Source organism: Streptomyces sp. NPDC043861 (assembly GCF_056435905.1).
This window is the reverse complement of sequence record NZ_JBWKDP010000001.1, coordinates 56849-73641: the sequence shown is the minus strand read 5'-3', so window position 1 is coordinate 73641 and position 16793 is coordinate 56849. Positions and strand designations below refer to the sequence as shown.

Genomic DNA, 16793 nt, shown 5'->3' with positions numbered 1-16793 from the left:
TCATGCCGGGGAAGGGGACCACGCGGAACACCGTCAGCTGCGCAGCGGGCCCTCGCAGCGATAAGTCGAGCTGCCTGCACGGCCGTTGGACCAGATCTCGACCGCGCCGAAGGAACAGTTCATGTCGGCGAGGTTGTTGGACGCGGCTCCGGCCCGGTCGAGGATGAAGTAGTCGACCGTCTCGGACATGTCCTTGAAGACGAGGTCGGGGCTGGTTGCGTCGGCGAGGTTGGCGGTGATCCTCCCGGTGCAGGTGAAGCGCCGCTTGCCGGGATCGCCGTTCTCCTCGCAGACCGGGTCGGCGTGGGTGGCGGCGGCGAAGGACGAGCGGACGGCCGTGACCGAGGCGTCCTTGAGCTGCCCGTTGGGCGTGTAGGTCGTGTTGGGCACGAAGAGCTCGTCGACCTTGGCGATCTGGGTGTCCAGGAAGCCGTCGTACGCGCGTTGCAGGGCCTGGTCCGTGCCCAGCCGGTTGCGCCAGGCGTCGAAGGCCGCCGGGTCGTCGGCACGCAGATGGCCGTACATCTCGCGGAGCAGCGAGGGCCGCTCGGTCCACAGGAATTCGAAGAAGGTTCCGGCGTAGTTGTAGAAGCGGAATCCGTCGCCGTCGTACGTGGCGTGCAGGAGCTGGTTGACGGTCATCCGGGGCTTGCCGCCGGAGGTGTCGTTGATGATTCCCCGGACCAGGGACTTGCGGACCGCGATGCCGTTGTCGCGCGTCGAGCCGTCGAAGAACTCGGCCGTTCCCTCGTCCATCGCGGTCGTGCGGTCGTCGCTGTACCAGGGGCCTTCCCCGAAGTAACCGGGCACGGCCCAACGGCCGTTGAGGTAGTGCACGTACTCGTGCCGGAAGAGCTCTTCGAGGGTGAGCGAGGAGTCCTGGGGGACCCGGCGCTGGTAGGTGTAGAAGGTGGCTCCGCGCTCGATGTAGATGCCGCCGTTCTCGGTGCCCATGCCGGTGAGCAGGGGGTGGTAGATCTCGTAGTCGGCGCGTGAGGCGTACAGCACGATGTTGAGCGAGGTGTTGGTGTCTCCCGTGAGGGGCTGTTCGGCCCCGAGGACCCGGTGGAACTGCGCCTTGACCTGCTTGCTCGCGTAGTAGAGCTGGTCGACGGTGGCACGGTCGAGGGCGGTGCGGACCTTGATGGCCCCGTTGTCGTAGGTGTAGGTGTTCGGGAAGATCTGCTTCTCGATGTCCTCCTTGCAGACGCCGTAGGGCTTGCATGCCTCGTAGAAGCCGAGCCAGGAGACGACCGACGCCCAGGGGCGACTGCCGTGGCCGAAGTTGGTGCGGGTGGTGGTGAGCAGGGCGCCGAGATCGGGCACGATCTGCGTCTTGAGTGCGTCGACCTGGCCGAAGCGGCCGTATTCGCTCAGTGCGTCGCGCACGACCCACTCGTTGACGGTGCCCTTGAGGTGGGTGTGGCCGGCGAAGGCTCTGAAGGCGGCCCGGTAGGAGGGGTTCCGGGTGACCACGTTGTGGAACGCGGTGTCCCGGTTGCCCGGGTAGATGCCCAGGTAGTTGACGGAGAGCGCGGCGAGGGCCGCGCCGCCCCAGGAGGCGTTGTCGTACTGGCCCGCATGGTACCGGTCCATCGTGGCCAGGACCTTCTTGATGAGGCCGAGCTGGCTGTGCCGCAGGCCGGGTGCGCTGGCGGTGTAGAGCGCCTCGCGCAGGGTCTCGGCGTTGGTCCTGGTGACCTGGAAGGTGCGGGCCGCGCTGCCGAAGTCGTTGACGGCCCGCCGCAGTATCTCGGTCGTCGGGACGTCGGTGATGTCTATCTCGGGGCGTGAGAAGTCGTGGTACGCGACGGCGTGGAGATAGGTGAACATCTCCAGCAGATGGGTGCCGTTCCGGCCGTCGTGGCGGGCGGCGAGCGAGGAGATCCGGCGGCCGACGGCCTGGACATGGGCGTCCGACATGATGGGCACGAGCCGGGCGTCCCAGGTCCAGATGAGGCCGCTGAGGCAGCCGTCGGCGGTGACTGCCGGGTCTGCGAGGAAGTCGGCGAGCTGTTCCGGGCCGAGGCGGGTGACACCGTCCAGGGTGCAGGGGACTCCGGCTGCACGCAGGGCGGCGTTGTGCTTGGGGTCGCTCTTCCTGGGTCCCTGTCTGCCGGGGGTACGACCTTCCGTCAGGCCGCCGGGGGCAAAGGCGGGTCGGGCGGTCTGCTTGGGGGCCCGGGCCAGGCGGTCGACCTCGTCGAAGGGGTTCTCTCCGTGGTCCGGGGACGGCGGGGAGGCCGGCCCCGGCCTGGCGGTGAGGGTGGCGGGGGCCGGTGCTGCGGTGGGGGGCTGCTCCGCTCCTGTCGCACGGGCGGTCTGTCCGAGGGTGGCGAGCAGAGTGACGGCGACGGCTCCTGCGAGCAGGGGCTTGCGGATGTTTCCGGGCAGCACGGATCTGGGCTGGGACACCGGTGCTCCTGTGTGGGAGGTGAGTGGGAGGTGTGACAGCGGTGCGGTGATCGCGAAGCGCCGTGGTGCACAAGGGGATTGGCCGAACCGAGCACTGCGCGATGTGACCCGTAACATAGTAATGTGAAATTGCACTGACAAGACTTCGGCCCAAGTCCGTTACCAGGGAGCCCGGATGACCGAGACCCCCGCACCTCAGCGCACGCTCCAGCACCTGCCAGGGGACATGCCCCCGCCCGGTCCGGCCGGGCTCAGCACCGGCAGTCATGACCTGCCGGTTTCACCGGAACTGGCGGCGTTCATGCGCACCGGTTGGGCGGCCACTCCCCTGCCCGCGGATGTCCGCGTCCCTGCCCATGCCGTCACCCCGGCTCGTCGTGCCCGCCTCTCCGCCCGCTTTCCCGGTGAGCGACTGCTGGTTCCCGCGGGCGAGTTGAGGGTCCGCTCCAACGACTGCGACCACCGCTTCCGCCCCCACAGCGCGTATGCCTGGCTGACCGGGCTGACCGGCGAGGACCAGCCCGGTCATGTCCTCGTCCTGGAACCCACGGGGCCGGCCGGCCATGAGCCCGTGCTGTATCTGCGGCCGAGATCGCCCCGCGGCACCGGTGGCGACGAGGAGTTCTACCGGGACCGCCGCTACGGCGAGTTCTGGGTGGGTCGCCGTCCCGATCTCGCCGAGGCCGAGCGGCTGACCGGCGTACGATGCGCGCATCTGGACCGGCTCGACCGGTTGCCACCGGGCCGCGACGTCACGTCCGACACCGAACTCGCCAGGGTCCTCTCGGAGCTGCGCCTGGTGAAGGACGCCTGGGAGATCGGGCAGTTGCAGCTCGCGGTCGATCACACCGCCGCCGGTTTCGAGGATGTCGTACGGGCCCTGCCGCGCGCCCTCGCCCACCCCCGTGGTGAACGCTGGATCGAGGGCGTCTTCGGGCTGCGTGCCAGGCTGGAGGGCAACGGGACCGGCTACGAGACGATCGCCGCGTCCGGTGCCCATGCCTGTGTGCTGCACTGGATACGCAACGACGGCCGCCTCGACCCCTCCGAACTGCTGCTGCTCGACGCGGGCGTGGAGACCGACACGCTCTACACCGCCGACATCACCCGTACCCTGCCGCTGTCCGGACGCTTCTCATCGGTGCAGCGGCAGGTGTACGAGCTCGTCCTGGCCGCCCAGGAGGCGGGCATGGCTGCGCTCAGGCCGGGTGCCCGCTTCCGTGACTTCCACCGTGCCTGTATGCGGGTGATCGCCGACGGACTGGCCGAGTGGGGCGTGCTGAAGAACGCCGACGGTGAACTCCACCGGCGCTACACCCTCTGCAGCAGCGGCCATATGCTCGGCCTCGATGTGCACGACTGTGCCAAGGCCCGTGCGGAGGCGTATCTCGACGGGGTGCTGGAGGAGGGGCAGGTCCTCACCGTCGAACCGGGTCTCTATCTCCAGCCCGACGACGAGACCCTGCCGGCGGAGCTGCGCGGTGTCGGTGTGCGGATCGAGGACGATCTGGTGGTCACCGCGGACGGCGCGCGCCTGATGTCGGGGGCGTTGCCGCGGACGCCGGACGCCGTCGAGGAGTGGATGGGTGCGCTTCTGGACGGCTGAGCGCGGGGCCCGATGCGTACGGGGCGACGGGCGCGGCTCCTCCGGTGGTCCGCAGGGCTGCCGCGGTGCGGTGAAGGGTGAGGTGTTCACCGGGGTCCGTCCGGCGGCCCCGGGCCACCGTTCCCACCGGCCCTCGAGCCCCGCGAAGCGGCCGGGCTGTCGGGGTGGTTCGGTGTGCGTGGCGCGGGCGCGTCCGGGGTGGGCGCGAGCGCGGCGGCGACGGCGACGGACTGCCCGGTGTTCCGCCCCGGCTTCGTGCGGGGCCGATCCGGCCGGGCGGCCCCTCGGGCGACGCCCCGGCCGGTCACGGCAGTACGGCGATCCCGTCCAGTTCGACCAGTGCCTGCTCGTCCCACAGCCGTACGGCCCCGATGACCGCCATCGCCGGGTAGTCGCGCCCGGCGAGCCGGTGCCAGACGCGGCCCAGTTCGTGTGCGTGGGCACGGTAGTCGGCGACATCGGTCGCGTAGACGGTGACACGGGCGAGGTCGTGAGGCGTGCCGCCTGCTGCGGCGAGGGCGGCGAGGAGGTTGGAGAGCGCGGTCTCGAACTGCTCGACGAGCCCTGCTCCGACGACCTTGCCGTCCCTGTCGAGGGAGGTCTGGCCGGCCAGCAGGACCAGCCGTGAGCCGGTGGCCGCCACGGCGTGCGAGAAGCCGCTGGGTGGGGAGAGTTCGGGCGGGTTGATGCGTTCGAGGCTCATCGGGCGTCCTTCCGGGCGTGGGTTTCCGTGCCGGCCCGGGCGTCGTGAAGGGCGGCGGACCGCGTGTAGAGCTCCTTGGCGATGATGCTTCGCTGGACCTCGCTGGCGCCTTCGTAGATCCGTGGGGCGCGGACCTCCCGGTAGAGGTGTTCGAGCAGATGCCCTCGTTGGAGAGCGCGTGCGCCGTGCAGTTGCACGGAGGCGTCCACGACGTACTGCGCGGTCTCGGTCGCGAACAGTTTCGCCATGGCCGAGCGCTGCGGTACGTCCGGCGCGCCGGAGTCGTACGCGCACGCCGCCGCGTAGACGAGCAGCCTCGCCGCCTCCGTCCGGGTCGCCATCTCGGCGGCCTGGTGGGAGACGGCCTGGAGGCTCTTCAGCGGGCCGCCGAAGGCGGTGCGGTGCGAGGTGTGTGCGAGGGTGGCGTCGAGTGCGGCCTGTGCCATGCCGACGGCGAAGGCGCCGACGCTCGGACGGAACAGGTTGAGTGTGTTCATGGCGACGCGGAAGCCGTTGCCCGGCTCGCCGATGACGTCGGCGCGGGTGACGGGCACGCCGTCGAAGGCGAGTGTGCCGATCGGGTGCGGGGAGAGCATCTCCAGTGCGTGGCCGGTGAGTCCGGGGCGGTCGGCGGGGACGAGGAAGGCGGTGACGCCGCGGGCACCGGGCGCCTCACCCGTACGGGCGAAGACGGTGTAGAGGTCCGCTTCGGGTGCGTTGGAGATCCAGCACTTGCTGCCGGTGAGCCGCCAGCCGTCGCCGTGCGGTTCGGCGCGGAGTGCGAGGGCTGCGGCGTCGGACCCCGCGTCCGGCTCGCTGAGTGCGAAGGCGGCGACGGCGCGGCCGGCGGCGACCTCGGGGAGCCAGTGCTCCCGCTGCGGCGGGGTGCCCGCCTGGACGACCGGGTAGGTGCCGAGGCCCTGGAGGGCCAGAGCGGTTTCCGCCTCGGTGCAGCCGTGGGCGAGCGATTCCCGCAGAAGGCACAGATCGAGGGCGCTCGTGTCGGCGAACAGTCTTTTCAGCAGCCCCAGTTCCCCGAGGGCGGCGAGGAGGGCCCGGTTGACCCGACCCGGTTCTCCCTTCGCCGCGAGGGGGCGCAGTTGTTCGGCGGCGAGGGTGCGCAGCTCCGCGCACCAGGCGGTTTGTGCCGGTTCGAGCGAGAATACGGACATCCGAGCCCCACTTCCTGCGGCCGGGGCCGGGACGACCCCCGGAAAAGCACCGTATCGCGGACCGTTGACTGTCGTCACCTTCACGATACGCTCGATGCGCGACCCCACCTCGACAAGGGGGCGAACATGGAGCTGACACCTTCGGCCCACCGCGACACTTTTGCGCGCGAGCATCTCCCGCCCGGGGAGCAGTGGCCGCGACTTCTTCTCGACGCGCCCGGGCTGCGCCGTCCCGGGCGACTGAATTGCGGGGCGGAGCTGCTGGACGCGACGATCGAGCGGTACGGGGGCGGCCGTGCCGTCTTCCGCGACGGCACGACCGGCGCCGTCTGGACGTACGACGAGCTGCGCGGACAGGTGGACCGGATCGCGCATGTCCTGACGGATGACCTCGGTGTGGTGCCCGGCAACCGGGTGCTGCTGCGCGGGCCGACCACACCGTGGCTGGCTGCCTGCTGGCTGGCGGTGATGAAGGCGGGCGGGGTTGCCGTCACCGTTCTGGCCCAGCAGCGGTCGCAGGAGCTCGCCACGATGTGCGACATCGCGCGGGTGGGGCATGCGCTGTGCGATGTCCGCGCGGTCGATGCGCTGGTGAAGGCTGAGGTGCCGGGCCTGCGGATCACGGCGTACGGCGGGGACGCGCCGGACGATCTGCTGCAGCTGGCGGCCGGCAAGCCGGCCTCGTACTCCGCCGTGGAGACCGCGGCGGACGATGTGGCGCTGATCGCGTTCACGAGCGGGACGACGGGGCGGCCGAAGGGGTGCATGCACTTCCACCGGGATGTGCTGGCCGTCGCGGACACCTTCTCGGCGCAGGTCCTGCGGCCCACGCCGGACGACGTCTTCGCGGGGAGCCCGCCGCTCGGGTTCACGTTCGGGCTCGGCGGGTTGGTGATCTTCCCGATGCGTGCGGGTGCGTCGTCGCTGCTGCTGGAGCAGGCGGGTCCGCGGCAGTTGCTGCCCGCGATCGCCGAGCATCGGGTCTCGGTGCTGTTCACGGCGCCGACGGCCTATCGGCTGATGCTGGACGAGCTGGCCGGGCACGACGTTTCGTCGTTGCGGCGCTGTGTGTCGGCCGGGGAGAACCTGCCGGCGGCGACCTGGCGTGCGTGGCACGACCGGACGGGGTTGCGGATCATCAATGGCATCGGCGCCACGGAGTTGCTGCACATCTTCATCTCGGCCGCGGACGAGGACATCCGTCCGGGCACGACCGGGGTTCCGGTGCCCGGCTGGGAGGCGCGGGTCGTGGATGCGGCGACGGGCCTTCCGGTTCCGGACGGCGAGCCGGGCCTGCTGGCGGTGCGTGGGCCGGTGGGGTGCCGGTATCTGTCGGATCCGCGGCAGCGCGAGTATGTGCGGGACGGGTGGAACCTCACGGGCGACACCTATGTGCGTGAGCCGGACGGGTGGTTCCGGTATGTCGCCCGCGCCGATGACATGATCATCTCGGCGGGCTACAACGTCCCCGGGCCGGAGGTCGAGGACGCCCTGCTGGGTCACCCGGATGTGGTGGAGGCGGCGGTGGTGGGCCGTCCGGATGTGCTGCGTGGCCAGGTCGTGGCGGCATATGTCGTGCTGCGTGAGGGCGTGGAGCGCGGGGACGGTACGGCCGATGCGCTGCGCTCCTTCGTCACGGCACGTCTGGTGCCGTACAAATGCCCGCGAGTGATCGTCTTCCTGGATGCGCTGCCGCGGACGCCCACGGGCAAACTGCAGCGCTTCCGGCTGAGGGCCCTAGAGTGATCACGTGGTCGAGCAGCACACCCCCCGTTCCCTGATCATCACCCTGTACGGCGCGTACGGACGCGAGACCGCGGGTTCCCTCGCGGTGGCGGAGCTGATCCGTCTGCTGGGTGCGCTCGGCGTGGACGCACCGTCGGTGCGTTCCTCGGTCTCGCGGCTCAAGCGGCGTGGGCTGCTCGTCGCCGAGCGCACGGTGGGCGGCGCGGCCGGTTACGCGCTGTCGGGGGACGCCCGGCAGCTCCTCGACGACGGCGACGAGCGCATCTACGGTCATGCGGCGCCGAAGCTCTCCGACGGCTGGGTGCTCGCGGTGTTCTCCGTTCCGGAGGCCGAGAGGCACAAGCGGCATGTGCTCCGTTCCCGGCTCGCCGGCCTGGGGTTCGGCACGGCGGCGCCCGGTGTGTGGATCGCCCCTGCCCGCTTCCACGAGGAGACCCGTCACACGCTGCGCCGTCTGCAGCTCGACCCGTACGTGGATCTCTTCCGGGCGGAGCACCTGGGCTTCTCCGCGACGGCGGAGGCGGCGGCGCGCTGGTGGGATCTGTCGGCTGTGGCCAAGCGGCACGAGGACTTCCTGGATGTGCACGGGCCGGTACTGCGGTTGTGGGAGTCCCGCGGCGACACCCCGCCGGAGGAGGCGTACCGCGACTATCTGCTGGCGCTGGACTCGTGGCGGCGTCTGCCGTATGCCGACCCCGGCCTGCCGGAGGAGCTGTTGCCGGACGGCTGGCCCGGCGGTGGTTCGGCGGCGGTGTTCGCAGGGCTGCACAAGCGGCTGCGGGACGCGGGGGCGGAGTTCGTGTACGGGGGCGGGGCCTGAGCGCCGGGCGGGTCCGTCGCGGGCCGGGGGCGCGGATTCAGGTGGCTGCGCCCCCGGTGGCAACGACACCGGCGTCGCCGGTGCGTTCGGTGCCGCCGGTGCGTTCGGTGTCCCCGGTGCTTCGGGGCCGGGTGAGCGTGAGGCGGGGCTTGGGTGCGTCGGTGCGGCCGGTGGGGGGTTTGCGGCTGCCGGCTCCGTAGGGCAGTGGCCAGGGCGCGGCGGTGCCGGTGTATGTCTGGTCGGCGGCGGCGTGCAGCGTCCAGTGGGGGTCGTAGAGGTGGGGCCGGCCCAGGGCGCAGAGGTCGGCGCGGCCCGCGAGGAGCAGGGAGTTGACGTCGTCCCAGGAGGAGATGGCGCCGACGGCGATGACGGGGATGCGGAGGGCGTTGCGGATCCGGTCGGCGTAGGGGGTCTGGTAGGAGCGCCCGTACTCGGGGCGTTCGCCGGTCACGACCTGTCCGGTGGAGACGTCGATGGCGTCGGCGCCGTGTGCGGCGAAGGCCCGGGCGATCTCCACGGCGTCCTCGGCGGTGGTGCCGCCGGGCGCCCAGTCGGTGGCGGAGATCCGGACGGTCATCGGCCGGTCGTCGGGCCACACGGAGCGGACGGCGTCGAAGACTTCGAGCGGGTAGCGCATACGTGCCGCGAGGGAGCCGCCGTAGGCGTCGGTGCGCTGGTTGGTGAGCGGGGACAGGAAGCCGGAGAGCAGATAGCCGTGGGCGCAGTGGAGTTCGAGCAGGTCGAATCCGCTGTGTGCGGCGCGGTGCGCGGCGGCGGTGAACTGTTCGCGGATCGTGGTGAGTCCGGCTCGGTCGAGCTGGTGGGGGACCTGGTTGACGCCGGGCCGGTACGGGAGGGGTGAGGCGGCGACGAGTGGCCAGTTGCCGTCGGGGAGTGGGGCGTCCATGTCCTCCCACATGAGGCGGGTGGAGCCCTTGCGCCCGGAGTGGCCGAGTTGGACGCCGATGGCGGTCCCGGGTGAGCGGGTGTGGACGAAGTCGGTGATGCGGCGCCAGGAGGCGGCCTGTTCGTCGGTGTAGAGGCCGGTGCAGCCGGGGGTGATGCGGCCTTCGGCGCTGACGCAGACCATCTCGGTCATGACGAGGCCGGCTCCGCCGAGTGCCCGGGCGCCGAGGTGGACGAGGTGGAAGTCTCCGGGGACGCCGTCCTCGGCGGAGTACATGTCCATGGGTGAGACGACGACGCGATTGCGCAGGGTCAGCCCGCGCAGACTGAAGGGGGTGAACATCGGCGGGGTGTCCGGCGGGCAGCCGAAGTCCTTTTCGACGGATTCGGTGAAGGCGGGGTCGCGCAGCCGCAGGTTGTCGTGGGTGACGCGGCGGCTGCGGGTGAGGAGGTTGAACGCGAACTGGCGTGGTGGCTGGTCGAGACAGGTGTCGAGTTCCTCGAACCAGCGCAGGCTGGCGGCTGCCGCCCGCTGTGTCGATTCGACGACGGGCCGGCGCTCGGCTTCGTAGGCGGCGAGTGCGTCGGGGAGGGTGGGCTGTTCCTCGATGCAGGCGGCGAGGGCCAGTGCGTCCTCGACGGCGAGTTTGGTGCCGGAGCCGATGGAGAAGTGGGCGGTGTGGGCGGCGTCGCCGAGGAGCACGGTGTTGCCGTGCGACCAGTGGTCGTTGACGACGGTGCGGAATGCGGTCCAGGCGGAGTTGTTGCCGCGCAGCGGGCGGCCGCCGAGCGCATCGGCGAAGACCTTGGCGCAGCGCTCGGCGGATTGCTGTTCGTCGCATTCGTCGAGCCCTGCGGCCCTCCAGACCTCCTCGCGCATTTCGACGATGACGGTCGACGCGTCGGGTGAGTAGGGGTAGCCGTGGAGTTGCATCACTCCGTGTTCGGTCTCGGCGATCTCGAAGCGGAACGCGTCGAAGGCGAAGTCGGCGGCGAGCCAGATGTACCGGCAGCGGTGGGTGGTGATGCGGGGCGTGAAGACGTCGGCGTGGGCGTTGCGGGTGGTGCTGTGCACACCGTCGGCGGCGATGACGAGGTCGTGGGTGGCGGCGAGTTCGGCCGCCGGTGGGGCTTCGGTGCGCAGCCGCAACTGTACGCCGAGCGTGGCGCACCGGTCGTGGAGGATCTCCAGGAGCCGGCGCCTGCCGAGTGCGGCGAAGCCGTGTCCGCCCGAGGTGAGGGTGTGGCCGCGGTGGACGATGTCGATGTCGTCCCAGCGGACGAACTCGTCCTGGAGCGCCCGGTAGACGGCGGGGTCGGCGTGTTCGATGCCGCCGAGGGTCTCGTCGGACAGGACGACGCCGAAGCCGAAGGTGTCGTCCGGGCCGTTCCGCTCCCAGAGCGTGATCTCCCGGGCGGGGTCGAGCCGCTTGAGCAGCGCGGCCGCGTACAGGCCGCCGGGGCCGCCGCCGATGACGGCGACGCGCAGTGCGGGCCGGGCCGGGTCCATGGTCAGCGCCCTTGCCATTTCGGGGGTCGTTTCTCGGTGAAGGCGGCGTGGAACTCGGCGTAGTCCTCGCCGTTCATCAGCAGGGCCTGGGTCGCGGCGTCCAGTTCGACGGCGGCGGCGAGCGGCATGTCCAGCTCGGCGGTGAGCAGCGCCTTGGTCTGGGCGTGGGCGAGGGCGGGGCCGTCGGCGAGGCGTCGGGCGAGGGCCGCGGCCGTCTTGTCCGCCTCGCCCTCCGCGGTGAGCTCGCTGATCAGTCCGATCCGTTCGGCCTCGACGGCTCGGATCGGTTCGCCGAGCATGAGGAGCCGTGTCGCGTGGCCGAGGCCGACGACGCGCGGCAGCAGATAGGCAGCGCCCATGTCGCCGCCGGAGAGTCCGACCTTGGTGAAGAGGAAGGAGAAGCGGGCTGTCGGGTCGGCGATACGGAAGTCCGCGGCGAGGGCGAGGACGGCGCCCGCGCCGGCGGCGACGCCGTGCAGGGCGGCGATCACCGGGAAGGGGCATTCGCGCAGGGCTCGTACGACCTGTCCGGTCATCCGGTTGAAGTCGAGGAGCTGGGCGGTGTCCATGGAGAGGGTGGCGCCGATGATCTCGTCGACATCGCCGCCGGAGCAGAAGCCGCGCCCTTCGCCGCCGAGGACGAGGGCGCGCACGGACCGTTCCCGGGACAGTTCGGCCAGCAGGTCGCGCAGGTCGGCGTAGGCGCCGAAGGTGAGCGCGTTGAGTTTCTCGGGCCGGTCGAGGGTGACGGTGGCGACGCCGTCCTGCCTGGTCAGGCGGAGATGGCGCCATTGTTCGGTACGGGGCGCCGAGCTGGGAAAGGGGCTCATGGACGCGGCCTCCCTCGGGCTGGTGACCGGAGTCTGCCCCACGAAGCTATCACTTCTGCGTGACTCTCGTCACGAGAGCGCGATATGAACGAGGCGATATGCAGATGGGGAGCGGTCGGCGCGACGGATTGGTGGCGGGAGCACGGACGGTGCCGCGGCCACGGCGGAGCAGCCGGTCGGGCGGGTCTCATGCGCGGGGCGACGGGGCCGGAGCGGCCTGGGCGGACGGCGGGCGAGGGCCGGGCGGCCCGCCGGGGCGGGCCACCGGAGGGCGCTTCCGGAGGTGTGGGAGGGCCGGCCCGGGGGCGTCGGAGGATGCGCAGGATGGCTGCGTGGCGGCCGACGGACCGTCACACGGTCGCGGGTCGGCAAAGGTCGCGTATCAGGTGGGCCACAGGTCCCCGTCCGGACGGGCGGGGGGCTCTTGATCGCCTATTTCCGTTTCGTATGGTTGCCCCCGATACCAGAAAGCACGGAGCACCGCGAACGGAATCCGCCTTGCGCAACGCCCCCGCCACCGAGGCGGCCGCGACGATCACCGCCTGGCGGCTCGCGCTGCCCCACACCACAGAGGCCGTGCCCCTGGCGCGCGCCCTGATCCGCAGGGCGTTCGCCGAGCTCGAGGCACGGGCCGACAGCGACACGGCGGAGCTGCTCACGGCCGAGCTCGTCGCGAACGCGGTGGAGCACACCAGGGGCGACGAGCCGATCCAGCTGGTCGTGGAGCTCCTGCCGACGGGCTGCCAGGTCGAGGTGCACGATCACGACCCTGCACCGCCGGGGGACCTGACCCGCCCGCCGGCGGACTTCGTGCCCGACCCGTGGCAGGAGCACGGGCGCGGACTGCTGCTCATCCGCGCCCTGAGCTCGGCCTGTGGGCACCGCCCCACGTCTCACGGCAAGGCGGTCTGGTTCACGCTTCCTGCGGTTCCGGCTCCGGCTGCCGTTCCCGGGGTGCCTGCTCCGCGCTCGCCGGGGGCGCGGTCGTAGCGAGCCGCGAGTTACGTCGCCCGTACAGCGCGTACACGAGCGCACCGGCGACGAGGAACACCGCGAACTGGACCCATGTCGTCCAGCCCGTTCCCCACATCAGATACAGGCAGAAGAGCACGCCGAGGACGGGGCTGACCGGGAAGAGCGGCACCCGGAACGACGACGTGGTGTCCGGGTGGCGGCGGCGCAGCGCGATCACGGCGACGTTGACCACGGCCATGACGGCGAGGGTGCCGATGGTCGTCAGGTTCATCACGACGTCGAGGGGCACGACGGCCGCCGGGACGGCGAAGACGGCGGCGACGATCCAGGTGTTGGCGACCGGGGTGGAGGTGCGCGGGGAGACCTTCTGGAAGACCCGCGGGAACAGCCCGTCGCGTGACATCGACATCAGGATCCGGGTCTGTCCGTACATCACGGCGAGGACGACGGAGGCGATGGCGACGACGGCGCCGAAGGCGATGATCCCGCCGCCGACGGCCGAGCCGGTGACCTTGTCGACGATCAAGGAGAGGGCGGCCGGCTTGTCGGCGACGTCGTCGGCGGACATGGCACCGATGGCGGCGAGCGCGACGGTGCAGTAGAGCAGGGTGACGACACCGATGCAGATCATGATCGCGAGCGGGATGTTGCGGCGCGGGTTCTTGACCTCTTCGCCGGCCGTGGTGATCGCGTCGAAGCCGATGTAGGAGAAGAAGGCGAGCGAGGCACCGGAGGTGATGCCCATGAGCTCCTGCGGGGCGAACGGCGACAGGTTGCCCGAGCGGTACGCCGTGAACGCGACCGCGCAGAACAGGACCAGGACGGCCAGCTTGATCACGGCCATCGCCGCGGTGGCACGCGCGGACTCCCGGATACCGCGGACCAGCAGCGTCGCGGCGAGCAGCATCACGACGACGGCCGGGATGTTGACGATGCCGCCGTCGCCGGGCGGGCTGGAGAGCGCGGCGGGCAGCTGGTGTCCGGTGAGGCTGTCGAGCAGTTCGTTGAGGTACTGGCCCCAGCCGACGGAGACCGCGGAGACGGACACGCCGTATTCCAGCAGCAGGCACCAGCCGGTGAGGAAGGCGACGCGTTCGCCGAGGGTGGCGTAGGCGAAGGAGTACGAGGATCCGGACACCGGGATCGCGCTGCCCAGCTCGGCGAACGAGAAGGCGGTGAAGATGCAGGTGACCGCGGCGAGGGCGAAGGAGACGACGACCGCGGGGCCCGCCTCGGCGACGCTGTCGGACAGGCCGACGAAGATGCCGGTGCCGACGATCGCGCCGACGCCGAAGCAGACGAGCTGGAAGAGCCCCATGGTGCGCTTGAGGCCGTGCCCCTCGCGGTCGGCGCCGGATTCGGCGACTAGTTGGGCGGGGCTTTTGATGCGCATGGGGTGGTTCGCTTTCAGGGTGGTGCGGGGCGCTGCAAGGTTGGTGCAGCAGTGAGCGGGGGCGTCGCAGCAGAATGGGGTCCGGGCTTTGTGAGCCCGGACCCCACCGGTCTGGCGATCATCGGGGAGATGGTAACCCGAATGCCGCATGACCCCGCAAATTCCCGTATAGCTATCCGTTCGGCTGCGGGCTGCCCGCCAGTGTGGCGACCAGTACGGCCTTGATGGTGTGCATCCGGTTCTCCGCCTGGTCGAATACGACCGAGTACGGGGACTCGAACACCTCGTCGGTGACCTCGAGCTCGGTCAGGCCGTGGCTCGCGTGAATGCCCCGCCCGACCTCGGTGCCGAGGTCGTGGAACGCCGGCAGGCAGTGCAGGAACTTGATGTTCGCGTTGCCGGTGGCGCGCAGCACGTCCATGGTCACCGCATACGGGGCGAGGGCCTTGATCCGCTCGTCCCACACCTCCTTGGGCTCCCCCATGGAGACCCATACGTCGGTGGCGACGAAGTCGGCACCCCGGACGCCCTCGGCGATGTCCTCGGTGAGGGTGAGCGTGGCGCCGCTGGACTCGGCCAGCCGGTGCGCCTGGTCGACGACGTCCCCCGCGGGCCAGTAGGCCCTGGGGGCGACGATGCGTACGTCCATGCCGAGCAGTGCGCCGGTGACGAGGTAGGAGTTGCCCATGTTGAAGCGGGCATCGCCGAGATAGGCGAGGGCGATCCCGTCACCGTCGATGCTCTTGGCGCAGTGCTCGGTCATCGTGAACACGTCGGCGAGCATCTGGGTGGGGTGCCAGTCGTTCGTCAGACCGTTGAAGACCGGCACGCCGGCATGCGCGGCGAGTTCCTCGACGGTCTCCTGGCTGTCCCCGCGGAACTCGATTCCGTCGTACATCCGCCCGAGCACACGGGCGGTGTCCTTGACCGACTCCTTGTGACCCATCTGGGAGCCGGAGGGATCCAGACAGGTCGTCGACGCACCCTGGTCGGCGGCGGCGACCTCGAAGGCACAGCGCGTGCGCGTCGAGGTCTTCTCGAAGATCAGCGCAATGTTCTTGCCGCGCAGCCGCTGGACCTCCGTGCCTGCACGTTTGGCGGCCTTGAGCTCGGCGGCCAGCTCGACGAGGCCGAGGAACTCCTCGGCGGTGAAGTCGAGCTCCTTGAGGAAGTGGCGGCCTTCGAGTGGTGTCGCCATGGTGGCTGCTCCTGGGTCGCGAACACGAGGACCATGGAAGTCTATACGAACACCTGTATTGCTATACGGACCGGGGTACCGCATCCCGTTCGATGGGACAGCTCATGCAGCGCGGGCCGCCGCGCCCCCTGCCCAGCTCGCTGCCCGGGATCTCGATGACCTCGATGCCCTGTTTGCGCAGATGGGTGTTGGTCGTGACGTTGCGGTCGTAGGCCACGACCACCCCCGGCTCGACGGCGAGGACGTTGCAGCCGTCGTCCCACTGCTCGCGCTCCGCCGCGTGCACGTCCTGCTTCGCCGTGAGGACCCTGATGTCCTGAAGGCCGAGCGCGGCGGCGATGGCGCTGTGCATGTGCTCCGGCGGATGATCGCTGACGCGCAGGCCCACACCGTGCTCGCCCTCCGCCGGTTCGATCGTGTAGGAGCGCAGCATGCCCAGGCCCGCGTACTGGGTGAACGTGTCGTGGTCCACCATCGTCATCACCGTGTCGAGATGCATGAACGCCCGCCCCTTGGGCATGTCCAGCGCCACGATGGTCCGCGCGGACCCGGCCGCGAAGAGCCCGCGCGCCAGCATTTCCACGGCCTGCGGGGTCGTGCGCTCGCTCATCCCGATCAGCACGGCGCCATTGCCGATGACCAGGACGTCCCCGCCCTCGATGGTGGACGGGTAGTCGTCCTGCCCCTCCGACCAGTGGTGGAAGGTCCCTGCCTCCGGGCCGGTGAACAGTGGATGGTGCTTGTAGATGGCCTCGAAGTGCACGGTTTCCCGCCGGCGGGCGGGCCAGCGCATCGCATTGATGGAGACGCCGTCGTAGATCCAGGCGGAGGTGTCGCGGGTGAAGATGTGGTTGGGCAACGGGGGAAGCAGGAAGTCGTCCAGGTCCATCACATGGAACCGGACGGACGCGGGCTCGGAATGACCGGCCAGGAACTCGCGTTTGGTCATGCCGCCGACCAGGGCTTCGGCAAGATCGGCCGTGTCCATCGCGTCGAAGGCGGCGTGCAGATGGTCCGTCGCCAGCGGACCGTACTCCTTCTCGTCGAAGACCCGGTCCAGCACGAGCTTCCTGGCCACGGGGATCTCCAGCGACTCGCGCAGCAGATCGCCGAAGAGATGCACCTCGACACCGCGGTCGCGCAGGACGTCCGCGAAGCCGTCGTGCTCCTGGCGGGCGCGCCGGACCCACAGCAGGTCGTCGAAGAGCAGCGCGTCCTTGTTGGTGGGGGTGAGCCGCTTCAGTTCCAGATCAGGACGGTGCAGTATGACCCGGCGCAGCGGCCCGGTCTCGGAGTCGACATGAAATCCCATGGAAGAAACGTTCCCAGACGGGCCCTGTCCCCGCCCACCACGGCGCGTGATGCGGGCAGACGGAGCGGAACGGGAGCACCACCATTGCGGATGAAACGGGCACCGGCCGGGCATTGCCGCGCGGCGCCGCCCGGGGTGCGGCCGACCGCGCGGTGGGCTCGGCGGGCGCACCCGGCGGGACGGGCCGCGGGGTGTGCCTCGGCGCAC

General features: G+C 70.6%; 11 protein-coding genes and 1 pseudogene. 4 read left to right on the top strand and 8 right to left on the bottom strand.

The genetic code is table 11. The features are described from left to right. Positions 1-33 precede the first annotated feature (33 nt). Entirely contained in the window at positions 34-2415 is a 2382-nt protein-coding gene (locus tag AC068D_RS00255) for a collagenase (RefSeq protein ID WP_478820644.1), read from the bottom strand. A gap of 226 nt (positions 2416-2641) precedes the next feature. On the opposite strand from AC068D_RS00255, the gene AC068D_RS00250 reads away from it, so the two are divergent. Next, complete coding sequence (locus AC068D_RS00250) at positions 2642-4021, top strand: aminopeptidase P family protein (protein WP_478821365.1); 1380 nt, start codon at positions 2642-2644, stop codon at positions 4019-4021. A gap of 304 nt (positions 4022-4325) precedes the next feature. Here AC068D_RS00250 and AC068D_RS00245 read toward each other — a convergent pair whose 3' ends face one another. Together AC068D_RS00245 and AC068D_RS00240 are read right to left on the bottom strand one after the other, a co-directional pair. Further along, a complete protein-coding gene (locus AC068D_RS00245) occupies positions 4326-4724 on the bottom strand; it encodes a RidA family protein (RefSeq protein WP_478820643.1) in 399 nt (132 codons plus the stop codon). After that, a complete protein-coding gene (locus AC068D_RS00240) occupies positions 4721-5896 on the bottom strand; it encodes an acyl-CoA dehydrogenase family protein (RefSeq protein WP_478820642.1) in 1176 nt (391 codons plus the stop codon). The genes AC068D_RS00245 and AC068D_RS00240 overlap by 4 nt, the downstream gene beginning before the upstream one ends. A 126-nt stretch (positions 5897-6022) precedes the next feature. On the opposite strand from AC068D_RS00240, the gene AC068D_RS00235 reads away from it, so the two are divergent. Together AC068D_RS00235 and AC068D_RS00230 are read left to right on the top strand one after the other, a co-directional pair. Further along, a complete protein-coding gene (locus AC068D_RS00235; protein ID WP_478820641.1) occupies positions 6023-7642 on the top strand; it encodes an AMP-binding protein in 1620 nt (539 codons plus the stop codon). Between the two features lie 4 nt (positions 7643-7646). Then, complete coding sequence (locus tag AC068D_RS00230) at positions 7647-8462, top strand: PaaX family transcriptional regulator (RefSeq protein ID WP_478820640.1); 816 nt, start codon at positions 7647-7649, stop codon at positions 8460-8462. A 130-nt stretch (positions 8463-8592) separates the two neighbouring features. On the opposite strand, the pseudogene AC068D_RS00225 reads toward AC068D_RS00230, so the two are convergent. Both AC068D_RS00225 and AC068D_RS00220 read right to left on the bottom strand, forming a co-directional pair. Beyond that, positions 8593-10896 (bottom strand): annotated as a pseudogene (locus AC068D_RS00225) (bifunctional salicylyl-CoA 5-hydroxylase/oxidoreductase); the annotation flags it as partial. Continuing rightward, a complete protein-coding gene (locus tag AC068D_RS00220; RefSeq protein WP_478820639.1) occupies positions 10881-11708 on the bottom strand; it encodes an enoyl-CoA hydratase family protein in 828 nt (275 codons plus the stop codon). The gene AC068D_RS00220 and the pseudogene AC068D_RS00225, both read right to left, overlap by 16 nt. Positions 11709-12155: 447 nt before the next feature. On the opposite strand from AC068D_RS00220, the gene AC068D_RS00215 reads away from it, so the two are divergent. Then, positions 12156-12698 (top strand): ATP-binding protein, encoded by a 543-nt coding sequence (locus AC068D_RS00215; RefSeq protein WP_478820638.1) that lies wholly within the window; start codon positions 12156-12158, stop codon positions 12696-12698. Here AC068D_RS00215 and AC068D_RS00210 read toward each other — a convergent pair. From AC068D_RS00210 to AC068D_RS00200, 3 genes are all read right to left on the bottom strand, one after another. Continuing rightward, positions 12622-14076 (bottom strand): amino acid permease, encoded by a 1455-nt coding sequence (locus tag AC068D_RS00210; protein WP_478820637.1) that lies wholly within the window; start codon positions 14074-14076, stop codon positions 12622-12624. The genes AC068D_RS00215 and AC068D_RS00210 overlap by 77 nt on opposite strands. A gap of 172 nt (positions 14077-14248) precedes the next feature. After that, entirely contained in the window at positions 14249-15274 is a 1026-nt protein-coding gene (argF, locus tag AC068D_RS00205) for an ornithine carbamoyltransferase (RefSeq protein ID WP_478820636.1), read from the bottom strand. Positions 15275-15335: 61 nt separating this feature from the next. Further along, positions 15336-16586 carry an arginine deiminase gene (locus tag AC068D_RS00200; protein WP_478820635.1) on the bottom strand — a complete coding sequence of 417 codons (1251 nt, stop codon included), beginning with the start codon at positions 16584-16586 and terminating at the stop codon, positions 15336-15338. Between the last annotated feature and the right edge of the window lie 207 nt (positions 16587-16793).

Bases quoted from the DNA above. Each gene is read 5' to 3' on its own strand.
- AC068D_RS00250 (WP_478821365.1), top strand. From the start codon at position 2,642: ATGCCCCCGCCCGGTCCGGCCGGGCTCAGCACCGGCAGTCATGACCTG.
- AC068D_RS00245 (WP_478820643.1), bottom strand. From the start codon at position 4,724: ATGAGCCTCGAACGCATCAACCCGCCCGAACTCTCCCCACCCAGCGGC.
- AC068D_RS00240 (WP_478820642.1), bottom strand. From the start codon at position 5,896: ATGTCCGTATTCTCGCTCGAACCGGCACAAACCGCCTGGTGCGCGGAG.
- AC068D_RS00235 (WP_478820641.1), top strand. From the start codon at position 6,023: ATGGAGCTGACACCTTCGGCCCACCGCGACACTTTTGCGCGCGAGCAT.
- AC068D_RS00220 (WP_478820639.1), bottom strand. From the start codon at position 11,708: ATGAGCCCCTTTCCCAGCTCGGCGCCCCGTACCGAACAATGGCGCCAT.
- AC068D_RS00215 (WP_478820638.1), top strand. From the start codon at position 12,156: ATGGTTGCCCCCGATACCAGAAAGCACGGAGCACCGCGAACGGAATCC.
- AC068D_RS00210 (WP_478820637.1), bottom strand. From the start codon at position 14,076: ATGCGCATCAAAAGCCCCGCCCAACTAGTCGCCGAATCCGGCGCCGAC.
- argF (WP_478820636.1), bottom strand. From the start codon at position 15,274: ATGGCGACACCACTCGAAGGCCGCCACTTCCTCAAGGAGCTCGACTTC.
- AC068D_RS00200 (WP_478820635.1), bottom strand. From the start codon at position 16,586: ATGGGATTTCATGTCGACTCCGAGACCGGGCCGCTGCGCCGGGTCATA.